This is a genomic window from Streptomyces sp. NPDC050085 (assembly GCF_044460595.1).
Lineage (GTDB): Bacteria > Actinomycetota > Actinomycetes > Streptomycetales > Streptomycetaceae > Streptomyces.
This window is the reverse complement of the sequence record NZ_JBITJZ010000004.1, coordinates 179,174-200,067: the sequence shown is the minus strand read 5'-3', so window position 1 is coordinate 200,067 and position 20,894 is coordinate 179,174. Positions and strand designations below refer to the sequence as shown.

The window sequence follows — 20,894 nt, the reverse complement described above, 5'->3', positions numbered from 1 at the left end:
CGGTGGGGCTTGTCCCATGAGCTGAGCGGTGTCGCTAGTGGCCCGCGCCCGCTCCCACGGTGGGCAGCTCGACCTGCACGCCCTTGTCGCCCGCGTCGGCCGTGTAGTCCGACGGCGACGTCTCGTCGACGCCCTCGGGGGCCTTGAGCGCCTTGAGGACGAAGGTGAGGACGACGGTCACGACCACGTTCAGGACGAACGCCGTCATGCCGATGTAGCCGATCTCGCCGATGCCCGGGATCTCCTTGGCGGAGCCGCCGAAGTGCTTCTGCGTCGGCGAGGCGACCCCGTACGCGGCGACCGTGCCGTAGACCATGCCGACCGCCCAGCCGGCGAGCAGCGCCCACCGGTGGAACCAGCGCGTGAACAGGCCGCCGACCAGGGCCGGGAAGGTCTGCAGGATCCAGATGCCGCCGAGCAGCTGGAAGTTGATGGCGACGGTCTTGTCCATGGTCAGGACGAAGGCGAGCGCGCCGACCTTCACCAGCAGCGAGACCAGCTTGGAGACCTTGGTCTCCTGCTCGGGCGTCGCGTCGGGCTTGATGAAGTCCTTGTAGATGTTGCGCGTGAAGAGGTTCGCCGCGGCGATGGACATGATGGCGGCGGGCACGAGCGCGCCGATGCCGATGGCCGCGAAGGCCACACCCGCGAACCAGTCGGGGAACATGTCCTCGAACAGCTGCGGAATCGCCAACTGCCCGTTCTGCACCTTCACTCCGGCCGCGATCGCCATGAACCCGAGCAGCGCGAGCAGGCCCAGCATCAGCGAGTACAGCGGCAGGATCGTGGTGTTGCGGCGGATGACCTCGCGGCTCTTGGACGACAGGGTCGCCGTGATCGAGTGCGGGTACATGAACAGCGCGAGGGCCGAACCGAGGGCGAGCGTCGCGTACGTCCACGTACCGGTCGAGCCGGGTGCGAGCGCCCCCACCGGCTTGTCCGTCGCGGGGTTGATCTGCGAGAACTTCTTCCCGGCCGCGGCGAAGATGTCGTCGAAGCCGCCCAGCTTGATCGGGATGTAGATGATGGCGACCGCGATGACGATGTAGATCAGGGTGTCCTTGACGAACGCGATCAGCGCGGGGGCCCGCAGGCCCGAGGAGTACGTGTACGCGGCCAGCACGCCGAAGGCGATGAGCAGCGGCAGGTCCTTGACGAACCAGTTCGTGCCCTCGCCGCCACCGACGCCCATGACGTCCAACACGGCCTGGATGCCGACCAGTTGGAGCGCGATGTACGGCATCGTGGCGAGGATGCCGGTGATCGCGACGGCGAGCGACAGGCCCTTGGAGCCGAAGCGGCCGCGGACGAAGTCCGACGTGGTCACGTACCCGTGCTTGTGCGAGACCGACCACAGGCGCGGCAGGAACGTGAAGATCAGCGGGTACACCAGGATCGTGTACGGAACCGCGAAGAAGCCGGAGGCACCGGCCGCGTAGATCGCCGCCGGGACGGCCACGAAGGTGTACGCGGTGTAGAGGTCGCCGCCGAGCAGGAACCAGGTGATCCAGGTGCCGAACGAGCGGCCGCCGAGGCCCCATTCGTCGAGCGAGTCGCTCTCGGAGCGGCGCCAGCGCGCGGCGAGGAAGCCCATGACCGTGACGGCCAGGAAGAAGATGATGAAGACGGTGAGCGCGACACCGTTGACGCCGCCGTTCACGCGCCGGCCCCTTCCTGGGAGGACTTACGGCCGCGCTGGTCGCGCTGCCACAGCTTGTACGCGGTCATCGTGAGCGCGGTCGAGATCAGCACCCAGAGCATCTGGTACCAGTAGAAGAACGGGATCCCGATGAACGTCGGGTCGATCTTGGCGTAGGAGCTGACCCAGAGCATCGCCACGAACGGTGCGACCAAACAGATCGCGATGATCACGCGCACCGGCGTGATCACCGGTGGTTTCACTTCAGGCGCACCTGCTGGCGCATCAGACATGACGCGGCTCCGTCCCCTCGCTGGTCCCACTTATCTCATGCTTAACGTGCGGGAAATCTAAGCGAGAGTCTTGCTCTATGGAACCCCTGTCCGGATAACGGACGAGCCTCGGTCGGGCCGGACGTGCCCCTAACAGCAGCGGAACCCTTGCCGCGGGTCCGTCTCCTGCCGGTCCGTCCGCATACGCTCGAACTCGCGCCGCGAGGCGACCGACGTCCCGGGATGCGCTGCCCGCGCGTGCGCGACATAGCGCTCGTACGCCGATTCGTCCGTCAACTCCCTTACGTACCAGCGCACCTGTCTAACCATCCGAAGCAGCACCGACGCCGCTGCCATCGCGCGCCTCCTCCTTCTCACGCCGGGTGGGGACGAGTCCGGCCGGTGCCACGAGCCGGGACTCGACGTACGGTGCCTCGCTGAGCCTCGAGGACAGCGGATCCCGTACGTGCTTGACGCAGACCCGCGCCGCGTCCGCGATGACCACGACGACGAGCACGGCGAGGGCGGCCGAAAGGACGCCGTCCACCGTGGAGTTGGTGACCACGGTGTGCATGTCGTCCATGGTCTTGGCGGGCGGCAGCACCTTGCCCGCGTCGATGGCGTCCTGGTACTTCGCGCGCTGCTGGAAGAACCCGACGCGCGGGTCGGACGAGAACACCTTCTGCCAGCTGGCGGTCAGGGTGACCGTGGCGTCCCAGGCGAGCGGAACCCCGGTGATCCAGGCCCACTTGAGCCGCCCGGACTTCACGAGCAGCGTCGTGCAGACGGCGAGGGCGACGGCCGCGAGCAGCTGGTTGGCGATGCCGAAGATCGGGAAGAGCTGGTTGATCCCGCCGAGCGGCTCGTGCACGCCGACCCAGAGGAAGTAGCCCCACAGGGCGACCACCACGGCACTGGTGAGGAGGAGCCCGGGCTTCCAACTCACGTTCCTGAACGGCTTGTAGACGTTGCCGAGCATGTCCTGGAGCATGAAGCGGCCGACGCGCGTCCCGGCGTCGAGCGCGGTCAGGATGAACAGCGCCTCGAACATGATCGCGAAGTGGTACCAGAAGGCGCGCAGGCCGCCGCCGGTCACCTTGGAGAAGATCTCCGAGACGCCGACGGCGAGGGTCGGCGCACCGCCCGTACGGGACAACAGGGTTGATTCCTCGACGCGTTGGGCCGCTCGCGCGAGGTCGTCCGGCGAGATCGAGTACCCGAGGTGGCCGACGGCCTGGGACGCGGACTGCACGGTGGTGCCGATGACACCGGACGGTGCGTTCATCGCGAAGTACAGACCGGGGTCGATGATCGAGGCGGCGACCAGGGCCATGATCGCGACCGACGACTCCATGAGCATGGAGCCGTAGCCGATCATCCGGATCTGGGTCTCCTTCTGGATCATCTTCGGCGTCGTGCCGGAGGAGATCAGCGCGTGGAACCCGGACAGCGCGCCGCACGCGATGGTGATGAACACGAAGGGGAACAGGGACCCCGCGAAGACGGGCCCGTCCCCGCGCGAGGCGAAGTCGGTGACGGGGTCCATCTTGAGCGTCGGCAGCGAGACCACCACACCGAGCGCCAGCAGCACGATGGTGCCGAGCTTCATGAACGTGGAGAGGTAGTCGCGCGGCGCGAGCAGCATCCACACCGGCAGCACGGAGGCGATGAAGCCGTACGCCACCATCCAGACGACCAGGGTGGAGGGCTTCAGGGTGAAGGTGTCGGCCCACGACGACTCGGCGACCCAGCGCCCCGCGACCAGCGCGAGCAGCAGCAGCGCGACGCCGATCAGGGAGACTTCACTGACCCGGCCCGGCCGCAGGACGCGCAGGTAGAAGCCCATGAACAGGGCGATCGGCAGCGTCATCGCGATGGAGAAGGTGCCCCAGGGCGAGGCGGCGAGCGCGTTCACGATCACCAGCGCGAGCACCCCGAGCAGGATGATCATGATGGCGAAGGTGGCGATCAGCGCCGCGGCCCCGCCGAACGGGCCGATCTCCTCGCGCGCCATCTGCCCGAGCGAGCGCCCGTCGCGCCGCGTCGAGAAGAACAGCACGACCATGTCCTGCACGGCGCCCGCGAAGATCACGCCGACGATGATCCAGATGGTCCCCGGCAGATAGCCCATCTGCGCGGCGAGCACCGGCCCGACCAGCGGCCCGGCCCCGGCGATGGCGGCGAAGTGGTGGCCGAGCAGCACGCGCCGGTCGGTCGGATGGAAGTCCATCCCGTTGTTCAGGCGCTCGGCGGGCGTGGCCCGCTTCGCGTCGACCTTCAGGACCTTGTACGCGATGAACTTCGCGTAGAACCGATAGCCGATGGCATACGACCCGAGGGCCGCGGCCACCATCCACGCGGCGGAGACGTCCTCCCCGCGGGACAGCGCGAGCACGGACCAGCCGGCCGCGCCCACGAGCGCGACGACGGTCCACAGCGCGATGCTTCGAGGGGATCTTCCAGGGGATCGAGGAGTTGCGGTACGCACGGGTGTGCCCTCCCGTCCATGCGGCGACGAGAGGACCGTAGGGCAGAAAGGTGATGTGCGCTACAGCGCGAACACGGTGTGCGATACGGCGAGTTGGACCCGGGGTCGCTCATCCATGGGCCGCTCGAGCCGCGCCACGCTGTGTTGTCCCGGGGGTAACCCCCGGACCCCCAGCCGACACGCCCTAGTCCATCGGCCGCTCGAGCCGCGCCACGCTGTGTTGTCCCGGGGGGTAACCCCCGGCCCCCCAGCCGACACGCCCTAGTCCATCGGCCGCTTGAGCCGCGCCACGAACTTGTAGCGGTCGCCGCGGTACACCGAACGCACCCACTCCACCGGCTGGCCCGAGCCGTCGATCGAGTGCCGCGACAGCATCAGCATCGGCAGGCCCACGTCCGTGCCGAGCAGGCCCGCCTCGCGCGGCGTTGCGAGCGACGTCTCGATGGTCTCCTCGGCCTCGGCGAGATGCACGTCGTACACCTCGGCCAACGCCGTGTACAGGGACGTGTACTTGACGAGGCTGCGGCGCAGGGCCGGGAAGCGCTTGGCCGAAAGGTGGGTGGTCTCGATCGCCATCGGCTCGCCGCTCGCCAGGCGCAGGCGCTCGATGCGCAACACGCGTCCGCCTGCGGTGATGTCGAGCAGCCCGGCGAGCGAGTCGTCCGCGGTGACGTAGCCGATGTCAAGGAGCTGCGAGGTGGGCTCCAGGCCCTGCGCCCGCATGTCCTCGGTGTACGAGGTGAGTTGGAGGGCTTGTGAGACCTTCGGCTTGGCGACGAACGTGCCCTTGCCCTGGATGCGCTCGAGCCGGCCCTCGACGACCAGCTCCTGGAGCGCCTGACGCACCGTGGTGCGGGACGTGTCGAACTCGGCGGCCAGCGTCCGCTCCGGCGGTACCGGCGTACCCGGCGGGAGGGTCTCCGTCATGTCGAGGAGGTGCTTCTTCAGGCGGTAGTACTTGGGCACGCGTGCGGTACGGACGGGCGCCCCGCTCTCGTTCTCCGCACTGCTGACGTCGGTGCTCATGCTCCGCCTTCCCGGCTTCGGTGCCGATGCGACCGACGCATCCATCGGCCACGGCTCACATCGTGGCACGGCTCGCTGCGGGGGAGACCCCGCACGCTCCGTGATCCCTCCTTATACCGTCCGGTGACCGTCTGGTCTAGTCCACGCCGCGGTGCGGCCGAGGCGGACGGGACCGATCCGCGTGGACGCCCAACACCCTTGTCACGGCGGGCGGGTGTCGTTCCGATAACGGACGCACAGTCCTTTCTTGGCCACCCTTGACACGTCTATTGGTCTGGGCCAAGCTCCCGGTACTGGTCTACACCATTAAACGGAGACCGGGTCCCAGTCCCACGAGCACTACTCGTCGTATGCGTCGCTGTGGGTGGGGGGTTGCTGGCATCCCTGAGGAGGGTGACGTGAAGCGCAAGCTCATTGCGGCCATCGGCGTCGCGGGCATGTTGGTCTCGATCGCGGCCTGTGGCAGCGACGACGACAAGGACAGTGGGGGCAAGGCGGGAGCCGACGGCTACAAGGGACAGACGCTGACCGTCTGGACCATGTCCGGCTCGAACCCGCCGGAGTGGACCAAGAAGGTCAAGGCCGAGTTCGAGAAGAAGACCAAGGCCAAGCTGGACATCCAGGTCCAGGAGTGGAACGGCATCCAGCAGAAGGTCACCACGGCCCTCTCGGAGTCGAACCCGCCGGACGTCCTGGAGATCGGCAACACGCAGACCCCTGCGTACGCCAAGACAGGCGGCCTCGCCGACCTGTCCGACCTCAAGAGCGAGATCGGCAAGGACTGGGCGGACGCGGTCAACAAGCCGTCGATCTACGACGGCAAGCAGTACGCGCTGCCGTGGTACTTCGGCAACCGCACGGTCATGTACAACAAGAAGATCTGGAAGGAAGCCGGCATCACGGACACGCCCAAGACGCGTGCCGAGCTGTTCGCCGACTTCAAGAAGATCGGTGAGAAGACCAAGGCCGAGCCGCTCTACCTGCCGGGCCAGAACTGGTACTTCTTCGACGGCCTGCTCGTCGGCCAGGGCGTCGAGCCCGTGAAGAAGGACGGCGACAAGTGGGTCTCCAACCTCGGTGACCCGAAGGTCGCCAAGGCCATGGACGTCTACAAGCAGTACCAGGCCTTCTCCAAGGCGCCCAAGGACAAGGACGAGGCCACGCCGCAGCAGGCCACCGTCTTCGGCAAGGGCAACACCGGCGCGATCATCGCCATGGGCTACGAGGCCGGCACCGCGCTGCAGGCCAAGAAGCTCAAGCAGGAGGACATCGGCTTCTTCACCATCCCCGGTGAGACGGCCGACAAGCCCGAGGGCGTCTTCCTCGGCGGCTCCAACCTCGCCGTCGCCGCGGGCTCCAAGAAGCAGGACCTGGCCAAGGAGTTCCTGAAGGTCGCGCTCTCCGTCGAGAACGACGGCCAGCTGGTCAAGGAGGTGGGCTGGGTCCCGAAGTCCCCGGCCCTCGAGTCCTACGCCAAGGACCAGCCGGCCGCACAGGCCGGTGCCCCCGCCGCCGCCAAGTCCGGTGGCACCACGCCGCTGATCCCGGAGTGGGCGCCGGTGGAGAACCCGCCGAACCCGATCAAGACCTACATGACCGCGGTCCTGAACGGTAAGTCGCCGGCCGACGCCGCCAAGCAGGTCGAGGGCGAGCTCAACAAGCGCCTGAGCCAGCAGCAGTAGTCGCCCGGGCCGGGGCGGCGGAGCGGGTCCTGACCCCGCCCGCCGCCCCGGCCCGACGCATTGACCCAGTACGGCTTTGCCCAGTACGGCTTTGGAAGAGATGGCGAGCATGGCAGTGCAGACCAATCCGGCGGACGCGGTCGACAAGGTCGCATCCGGCGGGCAGCGCAGCGGTCGCGCACCCGGGCCGCGGGGGGACGGGCGGAAGGGTGCGGCAGGCGCCGTGCCGTACCTGCTGCTGCTCCCCGCCCTCGTGGTGACGGCGATCTTCCTCGGCTGGCCCCTGGTGAAGGACGGCATGCTGTCGTTCCAGAACCTCAACATGGGCCAGCTCATCCAGCACGTCACCGAGTGGAACGGCGTAGAGAACTACAAGGAGATCCTCACCGGCGAGGACTTCTGGCGCGTCACGCTGCGCTCGATCGTCTTCACGGCGATCAACGTCGTCGTGATCATGGTGGCGGGCACGCTCGTCGGGCTGCTGATCGCACGCCTCGGCAAGAAGATGCGACTGCTGCTCCTGCTGGGCCTCGTGCTCGCCTGGGCGATGCCGGTGGTCGCGTCGTCGACCGTCTACCAGTGGCTGTTCGCGTCCCGCTTCGGCATCGTCAACTGGGTGCTGGACAAGCTCGGTTGGCACTCGATGGCCGACTACAACTGGACCGGCTCGCAGCTGTCCACGTTCTTCGTGATCGGTCTGCTGATCGTCTGGGGCTCGATCCCGTTCGTCGCGATCAACCTGTACGCCGCCACGACCACCATCCCGCGCGAGCTGTACGAGGCCGCGGCCCTGGACGGCGCTGGCGTCTGGAAGCAGTTCACCTCGGTGACCTTCCCCTTCCTGCGCCCCTTCCTCTACGCCACGACGTTCCTCGAGGTCATCTGGGTCTTCAAGGCGTTCACGCAGGTGTTCACGATCAACGAAGGCGGCCCGGACCGCCTCACCGAGACCCTGCCGGTCTACGCCTTCGTCGAAGGCGTCGGCAACCAGCACTACGGCATGGGCGCCGCGATCGCGCTGCTCACCATCGTGGTCATGCTGATCCTCACCGCGTACTACCTCCGCATCGTTCTCAAGCAAGAGGAGGACGAGCTGTGAAGCGCTCACTGCTCGGCCGCATCTGGCCCAACGCCACGGCGATCGTGCTGTTCGTGATGATGGTCTTCCCCGTGTACTGGATGTTCTCGACGGCCTTCAAGCCGACCGCGGACATCATCACGGAGAACCCGGTCTGGTTCCCGACCGACATCACCTTCGAGCACTTCAGCGCGGCGATCAACGCGCCCAACTTCTGGCAGCTGGTGGTCAATTCGGTCACCGTCACGGTCTGCGCGGTGCTGCTCTCGCTCGTCATCGCCCTGTTCGCGTCGTTCGCCCTCGCCCGCATGCGGTTCAAGGGCCGCAAGGGCATGATCCTGGTCTTCATGGTCGCGCAGATGGCGCCGTGGGAGGTCATGGTCATCGCGATCTACATGATCGTGCGGGACAACGACATGCTGAACAGCCTCGTCCCGCTGACCCTCTTCTACATGGTGATGGTGCTGCCCTTCACCGTCCTGACGCTGCGCGGCTACGTCGCCGCGGTGCCCAAGGAGCTGGAGGAGTCCGCCATGGTCGACGGCTGCAGCCGCCCGCAGGCCTTCGTCAAGGTGATCCTGCCGCTGCTCGCGCCGGGCCTGATGGCCACGTCGCTGTTCGGCTTCATCACGGCCTGGAACGAGTTCCCCCTGGTCCTGGTCCTGAACAAGGAGCCGGGCGCGAAGACCCTCCCGCTCTGGCTGTCGCAGTTCCAGAGCCAGTTCGGCGACGACTGGGGTGCGACCATGGCCGCGGCCTCCATCTTCGCGATCCCGATCCTCATCCTCTTCGTCTTCCTGCAGCGCAAGGCCGTCAGCGGCCTCACCTCCGGCGCCGTGAAGGGATAACGCCACCCGATGACCACTGTCACCCGCGGCACCGACACGCTGACCCGCGACGCGCTCACCGTCCTGCAGCCCGGCTTCACCGGCACCACCGCGCCGGACTGGCTGCTGCGCCGCCTCGGGGAGGGCCTCGCGTCCGTCGGCCTCTTCGGCCGCAACATCCACTCGGCCGAGCAACTCGCCGCCCTGACCGCTCAGTTGAGGGCGGAACGCGGCGACATCCTCGTCGCCATCGACGAGGAGAGCGGCGACGTCACCCGCCTCGAGGTCCGTACGGGCTCCTCGTTCCCCGGCAACCACGCGCTCGGCGCTGTCGACGACGTGGAGCTCACGCGCTCGGTCGCCTTCGAGCTCGGCCGCCGCCTCGCCGCGTGCGGCGTCAACCTCAACTGGGCGCCGTCCGCCGACGTCAACGCCAACCCCGACAACCCGGTCATCGGCGTGCGCTCCTTCGGCGCCGACACCGCACTCGTGGCCCGCCACACGGCCGCGTACGTCGAGGGCATGCAGTCCGCCGGGGTCGCCGCCTGCACCAAGCACTTCCCCGGGCACGGCGACACGGGCGTCGACTCGCACCACGACATGCCGCTCATCGACGTCGGCCTCGACGTGCTGCACGCCCGCGACCTCGCCCCGTTCCGCGCGGCGATCGCGGCCGGCAGCCGGGCCGTGATGAGCGCCCACATCCTGGTCCCGGTCCTCGACCCGGACCGCCCCGCGACGCTCTCCCGCCGCATCCTCACGGGCCTGCTCCGCGAAGAGCTGGGCTACGACGGCCTGATCGTCACCGACGGCATGGAGATGCAGGCCATCTCCTCGACGTACGGCATCGAGCGCGGCAGCGTCCTCGCCATCGCGGCCGGCGCCGACGCCATCTGCGTGGGCGGCGGGCTCGCCGACGAGGAGACGGTGACCCGGCTGCGCGACGCCCTGGTCGCCGCCGTACGCGCGGGCGAACTGCCCGAGGAGCGGCTCGCGGACGCCGCCGCCCGGGTGCGCGCCCTCGCCGAGTGGACCACGACGGCGGGCCCCGCCGAGACCGCGCCGGGCGCGTCGGGGGGCACGCCCGGCGACGGGATCGGCCTGGTCGCGGCCCGCCGCGCGATCACCGTGACCCGCGGCGACGTCGAGGACACAGCCCCGCCGGTCAGCGGGCCCGTGCACGTCGCCGCCTTCTCGCCGGTCGCCAACATCGCGGTCGGCGACGAGACCCCCTGGGGCGTCGCCGCCGAACTCCAGCGCCTGCTGCCCGGCACCACCACCGGCTCCTACACGGGCCCGGACGCCGGAACCGCCGCCCTCGCGGCCGCGGGGGAGCAGCGCATCGTGGCCGTGGTCCGCGACGAGCACCGCCACGGCTGGATGGCCGCGGCCCTCGACACCCTGCTCGCCGCGCGCCCGGACACCGTGGTCGTGGAAATGGGCGTGCCCGGCGCTCCGCCGCGCGGCGCCCTGCACATCGCCACGCACGGAGCGGCCCGCGTCTGCGGTGTCGCCGCGGCGGAGGTCATCACCGGCGGCTGACGCCGCCCGTCACCACGACACGGAGCCGGTCACCCCGCCCGGGGTGACCGGCTCCGTGCCTGTCGTGCCTGGATTCCTAAAGACCCTGCCACTGCGGCTTGTTGGCGTACGTGTGACGGAAGTAGTCCGCGAGCTTCAGCTTGGACGCGGCCGCCTCGTCCACGACGACGGTCGCGTGCGGGTGCAGCTGCAACGCGGACGCCGGCACCACGGAGGCCAGCGGCCCCTCGACGGTCGCCGCCACCGCGTCCGCCTTGCCCTCACCCGTGGCGAGCAGCACCAGGTGTCGCGCCTCGAGGATGGTGCCGATGCCCTGCGTGATGACGTGCCGCGGAACCTGGCTCAGATCCCCGTCGAAGAACCGCGCGTTGTCCGTGATCGTCTGCTGCGTCAGCGTCTTGATCCGGGTCCTGGACGCGATCGACGAGCACGGCTCGTTGAACCCGATGTGCCCGTCGGTCCCGATCCCGAGCAGCTGCAGATCGACCCCGCCCGCCTCGGCCAGCGCCTTGTCGTACGCCACGCACGCGGCCTGCACGTCCTCGGCACTGCCGTCGGGCCCGATGAAGGACCCCTCACCGAGCCCGAGCGGCTCGACGACCTCGCGCAGCACAGTCGCCCGGTACGACTCGGGGTGCCCGGTCGGCAGTCCCACGTACTCGTCCAGCTGGGCGATCCGCGCCTTGGAGGCATCGACCTCGCCGGCCTGCACCTTGGCGGTCAGCGCCTGGTAGATGGGCAGCGGGGTCGAGCCGGTGGCCACGCCGAGCAGTGCGTCGGGCTTGCGCCGCAGCAACTGGGCCATGGCCTCGGCGATGATCTCGCCACCCGCCTTGGCGTCCGGAACGATCACAACTTCCACGCTGGGCCTGCCGTTTCTGGTCAGAGGAGCTTCAGGAGAGAAAAACCGCAAGAGATCGGTGGTATAGACCAATCTAGCAGAGCGGACCTCTGCCGGTCAGGCCCTCCACGGACCCGATGCGTCCATGCTCCGCGCTGCACTCCACGTCGGCACGTCGAGCGAGAACCGACCCCCGTGCCCGTGCTGCGTTCGCGCCGGGTCCGTGCTGTTGAGGGGGCGCATCCGGGCGTCGGCGGTCACAGTGGGAGAAGGCCGTGGACGCCCGAGCCGCCGGGGTCCGGGCCCGCCCATTCACCCGGAGGTGCCCGCATGTCCGCCACGCCAGACGCCCCCTCCCCACAGGACCCGCAGGTCCGGCGGGCCTGGCAGCCGCCTTCCGAGCAGCCGCCGACCGGGCAGCGGGACCCGGAGCAGGGTGCGCAGGGGCAGGGGCAGGGGCAGGGGCAGGGGCAGGGGCAGGGGCAGGGCGGGGAGGTGGGGGAGGAGCGGCCCGGGCGGATCATGTCCCGCGAGATCCGCGAGCAGCCGAACGCCCTGCGCCGCCTCCTCGACGTCGGCGCCCCGCGCATCCAAGAGGCCGCCCGCCAGGTCACCGCCCGCGGCCCCCGCTTCGTCCTGCTCACGGCCCGCGGCACCTCCGACAACGCCGCGCTCTACGCCAAGTACCTCCTCGAGATCCAGCTCGGCCTGCCCTGCGGCCTCACCTCCATGTCCACCACCACGGCCTACGGCGCCCGGCCCGATCTGCGCGACGTCCTCGTCATCACCGTCAGCCAGTCCGGCGGTTCGCCCGACCTCGTCGCCTCGACCAAGGCCGCCCGGCAGGCCGGCGCGATCACCCTCGCCGTGACCAACAACCCGGACTCCCCGCTGGCCGCCGTCTCCGAACACCACATCGACATCCTGGCCGGCCCGGAGAAGGCCCTCCCGGCAACCAAGACGTACACGGCGTCGCTGCTCGCGCTGTACCTCTTCGTCGAGGGGCTGCGCGGAGGCGACGGCTCGGCCGCCCGAGTGCTGCCCGACCTCGCCGCGGACCTGATCGCCCGACAGGACGAGGTCCGCACGCTCGCCTCCCGCTACCGTTTCGCCGAGCGCATGGTGATCACCTCCCGTGGTTACGGCTATCCGACCGCCAAGGAAGCGGCCCTGAAGCTGATGGAGACCAGCTACATCCCGGCCCTCTCCTACTCAGGCGCCGACCTGCTGCACGGACCCCTCGCCATGGTCGACAACATCTCCCCGGTCATCGCCGTCGTGACGGACGGTCAGGGCGGTGTGGCACTCCAGCCCGTGCTCGACCGGCTGCGCGGCCGCGGCGCCGATCTCGTGGTGATCGGCCCCCAGGCCCAGGTCGACCGGGCCAGCGCCGGCTTCGTCCTGCCGACCTCCGGGGTGGCGGAAGAGGTGCAGCCGCTCCTGGAGATCCTGCCGCTCCAACTGCTCGCCTACGAGGTGGCCATCGCCCGAGGCCAGAACCCGGACGCGCCGCGGGCTCTCGCGAAGGTCACGGAAACGCGGTGACCGCTCCGCGGGAACGGGAGTTGTGACTGGGCCCGAGTCGTGGGGGTTCGGGTGGGTGCTGGGTGCTGGGTGCTGGGTGCTGGGTGCTGGGTGCTGGGGCTCGGCACGGCTCGGGGAGGTGTTGCATGACGGGCGCCTGGTGTCAGCGTTTTGCCTCGGGGTTCGGCTGACGGTGGGGCTATGGGTGGTGGTTGCGGTGTCGCGGAGGCGCCAGGATCCGGTGTCCCAGACTTACGTAGTCGCCGGGTCCAGGTGGCCCGGTGTCACGTAGGTTCCGGTGCCACGTAGGTCCCGGTGTCACGTAGGTCCCGGTGTCACGTAAGCACGGAGTCTCGGCGTCTTCGGCGGTGTCCCGGGCTGACCTTGCCGCCGAGTCACCGAGTCACCGAGTCACCGAGTCGCCGAGTCACCGCGTCACTGTGTCCCGGAAGCCCGGAAGCCCGGAAGCCCGGAAGCCCGGAAGCCCGGAAGCCCGGAAGCCCGGAAGCCCGGTGGCCCGGTGGCCCGGTGGCCCGGAGTCACCTAGTCGCCGAGACCCAGAGTCCCAGAGTCCCAGAGACCCAGAGACCCAAGAGACCCAGAGGTTGGAGCCCCCCGAGTCCCAGACCAGGACACCCCAGAGGCCTGTGAGTGGGGGCCCGGGAGTGGGTCCCGGTCCCGCGCGTGGGTGGTCCCGATGGGTCAGATCAAGGACCCCCCGGTCGCATCCACCCACTGGCCCGTCACCCACCTTCCGTCCGGCGACGCCAGGAACGCCACCACGTCGGCTATCTCCGCCGGCGTCCCCACCTTGCCCAGGACGGACAGGGCCGCGGCCCCGGCCCACGCCTCGTCGTTCCCCCGCAGCCATTCCGCGTTCGTGTCCGTGTCGACGATGCCCGGTGCCACCGTGTTCGCCGTGATGCCCCGGGGGCCGAGAACCCGGGCCAGGTAGCGGGTGAAGACATCCAGCGCGCCCTTCGTCATCGCGTAGGGCATGAGGTCCGGCAGCGCCGTGACGCGGGCGGCGCCGGACGAGACGTTGATGATCCGGCCCCCGTCGCGCAGCCGTTCCGCCGCGAGCTGGGTGAGGAAGAACGGTGCCTTGGTGTTCACCGTGAAGAGCCGGTCGAACTCCGGCTCCTCGATCTGCGCGAAAGCGCTCGTCGTACCGATCCCCGCGTTGTTCACCAGGATGTCCACGCCGTCCGCCCGCGCGTCGAACTTCTCCCACAGCTCCCGCGCCGCGCCCGGGGATCCGAGGTCCACCCCGATCGAGAACGCCGATCCGCCCGCCGCCTCGATCGCGGCGACCGTGTCCTTGGCCGCCTCCTCGTTCACCCCGTAGTGCACCGCGATCCGCGCCCCGTCCCGGCCGAGCCGCTCCGCGATGCCGCGCCCGATGCCCCGGCTCGCGCCCGTGACCAGTGCCGTCCTGCCCGTGAGTACGCCCATGCCGACGCCCCTCCTCAAATCTGTAGCGCTCGTTATGAAAATGACCGTAGCGCACACCCGCCCCCGTTTTCTAGTGGGCGCTATAGAATTCACCCCATGGCGACCAAGCAGCGTGGGCGGCCCCGTTCGTTCGACCGGGAGACCGCCCTGGAGAAGGCCATGAGGGCCTTCTGGGAGAACGGGTACGAGGCGACCTCCGTCTCCGACCTGACCCGCGAGATGGGCATCGGCGCCCCGAGCCTGTACGCCGCTTTCGGCGACAAGCGCTCGCTGTTCGAGGAGGTCGTGCGGGTCTACGGCATCACCCACGGCTCCCGGCCCGGCCGCGCCCTGACCGAGGAGCCCACGGCGCGCGGAGCCGTCGAGCGGCTGCTGCGGGAGGCGGCCGACGAGTTCACCGACCCCGCCCACCCGCACGGTTGCCTGGTGATCCACGCCGCGACGAACTGCACGACGCCCGAGGTCGAGCAGGCCCTGCGCGAGCAGCGCGGCGCGAGCCTCGCCGCCATCGAGGACCGGATCCGCCAGGGCGTGGCCGTGGGCGAACTGCCGGAGCGTACGGACCCGGCGGCGCTCGCCCGTTTCGTCGGGGCCGTCTTCCAGGGCATGTCGCAGCAGTCGCGGGACGGCGCGAGCCGGGCGGAGCTGGAGGCGATCGCCGACCTCGCGATGACGGCCTGGCCCGCGCGTGAACCGGCGGGTACGGGCGTGCGTGAATAGGGGTGGATGCGGGGTGGACGCGCCCGCCTTGGAGGGCGTAGGACTCATAGGAGTCGGAGGAAGAGACGACAACAAACCTCCGGCGACGCATAGACATCGGAGAATGGTCTAGTCCACAATGCGTCATGAAGGCCTCCGTCCTCCCCGCACAGGAGGACGGACAGAGGAACCGCGCTCTCTGCCCTGACTGCGCCGGATCCTCGATCGGCACCCGGGACCGCACACCTGGAAGCCGATGCACCTGAAGGGCTGCGGTGCCTGGGAAAGGGTTGAGGGTCCCGACCCCCGGCGCCGCGGCCCGTCGGTCTTTTCGGGACTTTTCGAGGCCCGATCGACCGGCAGGTACGCTCGCCTCGTGCCCTCCATGAACGATCTCGTACGCCAGCACACCGCCCTCGGTGACTCCGACCTCGAGTGGCTCCACCTGCTGGTCTCGGAGTGGCAGCTGCTCTCCGACCTCTCCTTCGCCGACCTCGTCCTGTGGGTCCCCACGCGCGACGGCACGCGCTATGTCTCCGTGGCGCAGATGCGGCCGAACACCGGCCCCACGTCCTACCAGGACGACATGGTCGGCCACCTGGTGCCGCGCGGCCGCCGCCCGATGCTGGACGCCGCGCTCGACGAGGGACGCATCGTGCGCGAGGGCGATCCCGAGTGGCGCGAGGAAGTCCCGGTGCGGGTCGAGTCCATTCCCGTACGCAGGGAGGGGCGGGTCCTCGGTGTCATCGCGCGCAATACCAACCTGCTGACGGTCCGTACGCCGTCCCGCCTGGAGCTGACCTATCTGCAGTCGGCCTCCGACCTGGCGCAGATGATCGCCGCCGGCTCGTTCCCCTTCCCGGGGCAGCAGGTGGACATGGACGCCTCCCCGCGCGTGGGCGACGGTCTGATCCGGCTCGACGCGGACGGCGTCGTCCAGTACGCGTCTCCCAACGCCCTGTCCGCGTACCACCGCTTGGGCTTCTCGGCCGATCTGGTCGGTCACCACCTGGGCAGGACCACGGCCGAACTCGCCCCCTCCCGCGGCCCGGTGGACGAGGCGCTCGCCAAGGTGGCCAGCGGCTGGGCGCCGCGCGAGTTCGAGATCGAGGGGGAGGAGGGGTCGATCCAGCTGCGGGCGATCCCGCTCAAGCCCAAGGGCGCGCGCATCGGCTCGCTGGTCCTGTTGCGCGACGTCACCGAACTGCGGCGCCGCGAGCGCGAGTTGATCACCAAGGACGCGACCATCCGGGAGATCCACCACCGGGTGAAGAACAATCTGCAGACCGTGGCCGCGCTGCTTCGGCTGCAGGCCCGGCGCATTGAGTCGGACAGGGGGCGTGAAGCGCTGGAGGAAGCCGTCCGGCGCGTCGGTTCCATTGCGATCGTGCACGAGACGCTCTCCCAGAACCTGGACGAGCGCGTGGAGTTCGACGAGATCGCCGACCGGGTGCTCGCCATGGTGGCGGAGATCTCGCCGGGGCAGGTGACGGGCCGGCGCACCGGCCGGTTCGGCATCCTGGACGCCGAGGTGGCGACCCCGCTGTCGATGGTCCTGACCGAGATCCTGCAGAACGCGTTGGAGCACGGCTACCGCCAGGGCGACACCGGCACCGTCGAGGTCTCGGCCGTCCGCGGCGGCACCAGCAAGGACGCCCGGCTGCTGATCACCGTCCAGGACGACGGCGTCGGCCTGCCCGAGAACTTCGACCCGAAGCGTGCCGGCAACCTGGGCCTGCAGATCGTACGCACCTTGGTGGAGGGCGAGTTGGGCGGCTCGTTCGACATGGTGCCCGCACCCGAGCGCGGCACCCAGGTCGTGCTCGACATCCCGGTACGCCCCCACAAGTAGGGGCCTTGTTTGTGGGGCCTCACCAGTAGGGCCCCACGAGTGGCCGCGTCTCCAAAGGCGTAGACACTGCGCAGACGCAAACAGCAGTGAGCCCCGGACCGTTGGACGGTCCGGGGCTCACTGCTCGCGTTGCTCGGGTCATGTCCCGGGCTGAGCCTGGGGGAGCATCGGGGGTACTGCGCGCTGCGGCTCGGGGGCGGGAGATGCGTACTCGCTGTACGCGCCGCCGGGCTCAGGCTCGAACGGGGTGGGGAATCAGGCGGAGGCCTGACGGGCCCGGTTGCGAGCGGCGCGGCGCTTCATCGCGCGGCGCTCGTCCTCGCTGAGGCCACCCCAGACGCCGGAGTCCTGGCCGGACTCGAGCGCCCACTGCAGGCACTGCTCCATGACGGGGCAGCGGCGGCAGACGGCCTTGGCTTCCTCGATCTGCAGCAGCGCAGGACCGGTGTTGCCGATGGGGAAGAAGAGCTCGGGGTCTTCCTCGCGGCAAACGGCGTTGTGACGCCAGTCCATGGCTGCTACCTCTCCTTGGTATTACGTGCAGGTTGCTTGTGAATGTGAACGCTTTCACGAATCCCTCAACAAGTGAAGGGCCGAACGTCACGTACGCGACGGTGGTCCGTTGCTTTGAGGAGGGGATTCGGGCTCTCTGTGGGGCCGATGTTGCGGGCCGTCCCGAGCGCCATGTAGAGATTCGCAAACCTCGGCGGCGGATACAACCCCTTCAGGAAAGTTTTTTTTGATTCCTCGGTGTCGGCTAGGTCACAGCCGTACTTCCATGGGGTGGAGGCTGGCCCAAACGTTCGAGATAAAGGACTTTGGGCCCTTCCACTCACACAATCACACGCAGTGCACGGCGTACGCCTGTGAACGTCACGCTAGTGCGCAGCCCCAGGTGGTCACCGTCCATCTGAAGGGGCAGAGGCACCTTCGAATGCAAGGTGAAGTCGGTCAGGTCGTGGAGCGTGACCGCGTTCTTTCCGTGGGGCCCGCGTTCGGGCGTCGACATCAGCAGCTGGGTGCCGTAGCGGGTCACCGCGGGGGTCGACAGTTTCTTGAGTCCGAGCACGTCAAGGCCGGTGTCGAAGGACGCCTGGGGCGTCGGATACAGCGGCCGGTTGCCCAGGAAGGACCACGGGGACGTGTTGCTGACTATGGAGACGACCAGATCCGTGACCGGGTCCTCGCCCGGCCGTTCGAGCGTGATCGTGCCGTGCCGGCGGTCCGGTTCGCCGAGGAACTGGCGTACGACCTGTCGCACGTACAGGGCGTGCGTCGAACGCTTGCCGCGCTCGCGCTGCTGCTCGACCCGGCCGACCACACCCGCGTCGAAGCCGAGGCCCGCGCTGAAGGTGAACCAGCGGGACGGCACCGCCTCGTCCTCGGTGCCGGGGGTGCCCGCGGCGAGGCCCAGGCCGACCGTGCGCTCGCGGCCCTCGCGCAGGGCGTCCAGGAGCTGGCCCGTGGCCTCCACGGGCTCGTTCGGCAGGCCGAGGGCACGCGCGAAGACGTTCGTGGAACCGCCGGGGACGACGGCCAGGCCCGGCAGCCGGTCGAGGTCGGGGCCGCCGTGCAGCAGCCCGTTCACCACCTCGTTGACCGTGCCGTCGCCGCCGAGGGCGACGACCAGCTCGATGTCCTTGCTCTCGGCGGCCTGGCGCCCCAGGTCCCGGGCGTGGCCGCGGTACTCGGTGGTGACGGCCTCGAGTTTCATCTCGCTCGCCAGGGCGTGGATGAGGACATCACGCGTGCGCTCACTGGTGGTGGTTGCCGCTGGATTGACCACAAGAAGTGCACGCATGCGAAGCAGAGTACCTAGCGCTCTTGATCCGGCCCAGACCGAGGTAGGGATCAGGTAAGAGTCCGGGGCGCGCGTGCCCCGGGTACGGCCTGCGGTGGCGCGGCGGGCGAGAGCTACTCTGCAAAGGTGACCTCAGAGCAGAACCCCACCCCCGACACCTCCGAAGAAGACGGCCCGCGCCCCGGCCGGCTGACCGCCGCCGCTGCCCTGGCCGGGTTCGAGGGGGTCGCCCTCGTCGTGGCCGGTGGCTACCTGCTGGTCGCCGGGCTCGCGGGACACCCCGACAACCCGGAGCAGGCCGTCACCGGCGGCGTGACGCTCCTCGTGCTCGCCCTGCTGCCGCTGCTCGCCGCGCGCGGACTGCTGGCGCGCAAGAGCTGGAGCCGCGGCCCCGCGATCATCACGCAGATCATGGCCCTGCCCGTCGCCTACACGTTGCTGCAGGCCGACAGCATGGCCATTCCGGCCGGGATCGTGCTGGGCGTGGTGGCGGTCGTCGCGCTGGTGATGCTCGTCAATCGGGAGACCACGCGCGCGCTCGGCATTCGCACGCCGGGCAGTGTGCAGGATCCCGAATAGGGCCCAAGTAGGCGTGCAGACAAGCGACATGAAGGCGCCCGGTGCAATGACCGCACCGGGCGCCTTCATATGCGTACGGAAAAGCGTGCCTGCATAAAGCGCGCTCACTCCTCCACGAGGAGCTTTTCGCGCAACTGCGCCAGCGTGCGCGCAAGGAGGCGAGAGACGTGCATCTGGGAGATGCCCACCTCCTGGGCGATCTGCGACTGCGTCATGTTGCCGAAGAAACGCAGCAGCAGGATGCGCTTCTCGCGCGGCGGCAGGTCCTCCAGGAGCGGCTTGAGCGACTCGCGGTACTCGACGCCCTCCAGCGCCTCGTCCTCGGCTCCGAGGGTGTCGGCGACCGCCGGGGACTCGTCGTCCGTGTCCGGGACGTCCAGGGACAGCGTGGAGTACGCGTTGGCCGACTCCAGGCCCTCCAGGACCTCCTCCTCGGAGATGCCCAGCTTCTCGGCGAGCTCGTGGACCGTGGGGGAGCGGCCGTTCAGCTGGGACAGCTCGGCCGTCGCCGTCGTCAGGGCCAGACGCAGCTCCTGAAGGCGGCGCGGGACGCGCACGGCCCAGCCCTTGTCGCGGAAGTGCCGCTTGATCTCGCCGACGACCGTCGGGGTGGCGTACGTGGAGAACTCCACGCCGCGCTCCGGGTCGAACCGGTCGACCGACTTGATCAGGCCGATCGTCGCGACCTGCGTCAGGTCGTCCAGCGGCTCCCCGCGGTTGCGGAAGCGCCGGGCCAGGTGCTCGACCAGGGGCAGATGCATGCGCACGAGCTGATTGCGCAGCTCCGCGTACTCCGGGCTGCCGTCCTTCAGGGTGCGCAGCTCGATGAACATCGCACGCGCACCGCTGCGGTCCTGTGGATCGTGCCGGCCGTGGTGCTCACCGTGTCGCTGGTGGTCGCTCATCAATCCCGCCCGTCGCGCGTCCGATCCCCCAGGGCCCCCGCGAAGCTCGGTCCCGGAAGCCGGCGCTGCCTGCTGTGGAGCGTCGGCCGCCGGGGCCGCCGTGTCTTCCGGATGTGGCCGGGCCTGCTGCTCGGGGATGCCCGCGGCCAGCCGCCGCACCCCGTCCGTGCCGTCGGCCGGGAGATCCCGTGTGCCGCGCTTGTCGTCCCGCACCGGACCGTCCCCGTTCCTCACGCCGGGCCGGGGCCCGCGCCGCGCTTCTTGTAGAGGCTGATCGAGACGGTCTTGTCGTCGGCCACCGTGGAGTCGACCTGGCCCGCGAGGGCCGAGAGGACCGTCCAGGCGAAGGTGTCGCGCTCCGGGGCCCGGCCGTCGGTGGTGGGTGCGGAGACCGTCACCTCCAAGGAGTCGTCGACGAGCCGGAACACGCAGCTGAGCACGGAGCCGGCGACGGCCTGCTGGAGCAGGATCGCGCAGGCCTCGTCGACCGCGATGCGCAGGTCCTCGATCTCGTCGAGGGTGAAGTCCAAACGCGCTGCGAGACCGGCCGTGGCCGTCCGCAGCACCGACAGGTAGGCACCCGCAGCCGGCAGCCGGACTTCCACGAAGTCCTGATTCCCGGGCTCGCCTGCGAACTGGGACACCCTCACCTCCAAGGTGGTACAAGCACTTTCGGGCTCCGGA

General features: G+C 69.4%; 19 protein-coding genes. 8 read left to right on the top strand and 11 right to left on the bottom strand.

Features of this window, described 5'->3' with window-relative positions:
• Positions 1-34: 34 nt before the first annotated feature.
• The 5 genes from mctP to ACIBUY_RS17000 form a co-directional block, all read right to left on the bottom strand.
• Positions 35-1,660, bottom strand: a complete 1,626-nt coding sequence (mctP, locus tag ACIBUY_RS17020) for a monocarboxylate uptake permease MctP (RefSeq protein WP_365562850.1) — start codon at positions 1,658-1,660, stop codon at positions 35-37.
• A complete protein-coding gene (locus ACIBUY_RS17015) occupies positions 1,657-1,932 on the bottom strand; it encodes a DUF3311 domain-containing protein (protein ID WP_365562852.1) in 276 nt (91 codons plus the stop codon). Before ACIBUY_RS17015 ends, mctP begins: the two co-directional genes overlap by 4 nt.
• Positions 1,933-2,061: 129 nt before the next feature.
• Complete coding sequence (locus tag ACIBUY_RS17010; protein ID WP_365562855.1) at positions 2,062-2,241, bottom strand: YbdD/YjiX family protein; 180 nt, start codon at positions 2,239-2,241, stop codon at positions 2,062-2,064.
• Positions 2,234-4,399 carry a carbon starvation CstA family protein gene (locus ACIBUY_RS17005; protein ID WP_399152936.1) on the bottom strand — a complete coding sequence of 722 codons (2,166 nt, stop codon included), beginning with the start codon at positions 4,397-4,399 and terminating at the stop codon, positions 2,234-2,236. The genes ACIBUY_RS17010 and ACIBUY_RS17005 overlap by 8 nt, the downstream gene beginning before the upstream one ends.
• Before the next feature lie 261 nt (positions 4,400-4,660).
• Positions 4,661-5,425: a GntR family transcriptional regulator gene (locus tag ACIBUY_RS17000; protein WP_365562860.1), complete on the bottom strand. Its 765-nt coding sequence runs from the start codon at positions 5,423-5,425 to the stop codon at positions 4,661-4,663.
• Positions 5,426-5,823: 398 nt separating this feature from the next.
• Here ACIBUY_RS17000 and ACIBUY_RS16995 point away from each other — a divergent pair, with 398 nt between their 5' ends.
• From ACIBUY_RS16995 to ACIBUY_RS16980, 4 genes are all read left to right on the top strand, one after another.
• The gene (locus tag ACIBUY_RS16995) at positions 5,824-7,107 is read left to right on the top strand and encodes an extracellular solute-binding protein (protein WP_399152935.1); all 1,284 of its coding nucleotides are present in this window, start codon (positions 5,824-5,826) and stop codon (positions 7,105-7,107) included.
• A gap of 109 nt (positions 7,108-7,216) precedes the next feature.
• The gene (locus ACIBUY_RS16990) at positions 7,217-8,206 is read left to right on the top strand and encodes a sugar ABC transporter permease (RefSeq protein ID WP_365562865.1); all 990 of its coding nucleotides are present in this window, start codon (positions 7,217-7,219) and stop codon (positions 8,204-8,206) included.
• Positions 8,203-9,033 (top strand): carbohydrate ABC transporter permease, encoded by an 831-nt coding sequence (locus tag ACIBUY_RS16985; protein ID WP_365562867.1) that lies wholly within the window; start codon positions 8,203-8,205, stop codon positions 9,031-9,033. Before ACIBUY_RS16990 ends, ACIBUY_RS16985 begins: the two co-directional genes overlap by 4 nt.
• A 9-nt stretch (positions 9,034-9,042) precedes the next feature.
• On the top strand, positions 9,043-10,554 hold the full coding sequence (locus tag ACIBUY_RS16980) for a glycoside hydrolase family 3 protein (protein WP_365562869.1): 1,512 nt from the start codon (positions 9,043-9,045) through the stop codon (positions 10,552-10,554).
• Positions 10,555-10,630: 76 nt separating this feature from the next.
• Here the strand turns inward: ACIBUY_RS16980 and nagB are convergent, their stop codons facing one another.
• Complete coding sequence (gene nagB / locus ACIBUY_RS16975) at positions 10,631-11,416, bottom strand: glucosamine-6-phosphate deaminase (RefSeq protein ID WP_365562871.1); 786 nt, start codon at positions 11,414-11,416, stop codon at positions 10,631-10,633.
• Positions 11,417-11,917: 501 nt separating this feature from the next.
• Here nagB and ACIBUY_RS16970 point away from each other — a divergent pair.
• Positions 11,918-12,940: an SIS domain-containing protein gene (locus tag ACIBUY_RS16970; protein ID WP_365563290.1), complete on the top strand. Its 1,023-nt coding sequence runs from the start codon at positions 11,918-11,920 to the stop codon at positions 12,938-12,940.
• Positions 12,941-13,621: 681 nt separating this feature from the next.
• On the opposite strand, the gene ACIBUY_RS16965 is transcribed toward ACIBUY_RS16970, so the two are convergent.
• The gene (locus ACIBUY_RS16965) at positions 13,622-14,374 is read right to left on the bottom strand and encodes an SDR family oxidoreductase (protein WP_365562874.1); all 753 of its coding nucleotides are present in this window, start codon (positions 14,372-14,374) and stop codon (positions 13,622-13,624) included.
• Positions 14,375-14,470: 96 nt separating this feature from the next.
• Here ACIBUY_RS16965 and ACIBUY_RS16960 point away from each other — a divergent pair, with 96 nt between their 5' ends.
• Complete coding sequence (locus ACIBUY_RS16960; protein WP_365562877.1) at positions 14,471-15,094, top strand: TetR/AcrR family transcriptional regulator; 624 nt, start codon at positions 14,471-14,473, stop codon at positions 15,092-15,094.
• A 355-nt stretch (positions 15,095-15,449) separates the two neighbouring features.
• Entirely contained in the window at positions 15,450-16,925 is a 1,476-nt protein-coding gene (locus ACIBUY_RS16955) for a PAS domain-containing sensor histidine kinase (protein ID WP_365562880.1), read from the top strand.
• Between the two features lie 255 nt (positions 16,926-17,180).
• On the opposite strand, the gene ACIBUY_RS16950 is transcribed toward ACIBUY_RS16955, so the two are convergent.
• Positions 17,181-17,438 (bottom strand): WhiB family transcriptional regulator, encoded by a 258-nt coding sequence (locus tag ACIBUY_RS16950; RefSeq protein WP_016639615.1) that lies wholly within the window; start codon positions 17,436-17,438, stop codon positions 17,181-17,183.
• Positions 17,439-17,757: 319 nt separating this feature from the next.
• Positions 17,758-18,726 carry a diacylglycerol kinase family protein gene (locus ACIBUY_RS16945; protein ID WP_365562883.1) on the bottom strand — a complete coding sequence of 323 codons (969 nt, stop codon included), beginning with the start codon at positions 18,724-18,726 and terminating at the stop codon, positions 17,758-17,760.
• Between the two features lie 126 nt (positions 18,727-18,852).
• Here ACIBUY_RS16945 and ACIBUY_RS16940 point away from each other — a divergent pair, with 126 nt between their 5' ends.
• Entirely contained in the window at positions 18,853-19,305 is a 453-nt protein-coding gene (locus ACIBUY_RS16940) for a hypothetical protein (protein ID WP_365562886.1), read from the top strand.
• 104 nt (positions 19,306-19,409) lie between these two features.
• Here the strand turns inward: ACIBUY_RS16940 and ACIBUY_RS16935 are convergent, their stop codons facing one another.
• Both ACIBUY_RS16935 and ACIBUY_RS16930 read right to left on the bottom strand, forming a co-directional pair.
• Positions 19,410-20,444 (bottom strand): RNA polymerase sigma factor SigF, encoded by a 1,035-nt coding sequence (locus ACIBUY_RS16935; RefSeq protein ID WP_365562889.1) that lies wholly within the window; start codon positions 20,442-20,444, stop codon positions 19,410-19,412.
• A complete protein-coding gene (locus ACIBUY_RS16930) occupies positions 20,441-20,854 on the bottom strand; it encodes an anti-sigma regulatory factor (RefSeq protein ID WP_365562892.1) in 414 nt (137 codons plus the stop codon). The genes ACIBUY_RS16935 and ACIBUY_RS16930 overlap by 4 nt, the downstream gene beginning before the upstream one ends.
• Positions 20,855-20,894 lie beyond the last annotated feature (40 nt).

Bases quoted from the DNA above. Each gene is read 5' to 3' on its own strand.
- ACIBUY_RS17015 (WP_365562852.1), bottom strand. From the start codon at position 1,932: ATGTCTGATGCGCCAGCAGGTGCGCCTGAAGTGAAACCACCGGTGATC.
- ACIBUY_RS17010 (WP_365562855.1), bottom strand. From the start codon at position 2,241: ATGGTTAGACAGGTGCGCTGGTACGTAAGGGAGTTGACGGACGAATCG.
- ACIBUY_RS17000 (WP_365562860.1), bottom strand. From the start codon at position 5,425: ATGAGCACCGACGTCAGCAGTGCGGAGAACGAGAGCGGGGCGCCCGTC.
- ACIBUY_RS16990 (WP_365562865.1), top strand. From the start codon at position 7,217: ATGGCAGTGCAGACCAATCCGGCGGACGCGGTCGACAAGGTCGCATCC.
- ACIBUY_RS16980 (WP_365562869.1), top strand. From the start codon at position 9,043: ATGACCACTGTCACCCGCGGCACCGACACGCTGACCCGCGACGCGCTC.
- ACIBUY_RS16970 (WP_365563290.1), top strand. From the start codon at position 11,918: ATGTCCCGCGAGATCCGCGAGCAGCCGAACGCCCTGCGCCGCCTCCTC.
- ACIBUY_RS16965 (WP_365562874.1), bottom strand. From the start codon at position 14,374: ATGGGCGTACTCACGGGCAGGACGGCACTGGTCACGGGCGCGAGCCGG.
- ACIBUY_RS16960 (WP_365562877.1), top strand. From the start codon at position 14,471: ATGGCGACCAAGCAGCGTGGGCGGCCCCGTTCGTTCGACCGGGAGACC.
- ACIBUY_RS16950 (WP_016639615.1), bottom strand. From the start codon at position 17,438: ATGGACTGGCGTCACAACGCCGTTTGCCGCGAGGAAGACCCCGAGCTC.
- ACIBUY_RS16945 (WP_365562883.1), bottom strand. From the start codon at position 18,726: ATGCGTGCACTTCTTGTGGTCAATCCAGCGGCAACCACCACCAGTGAG.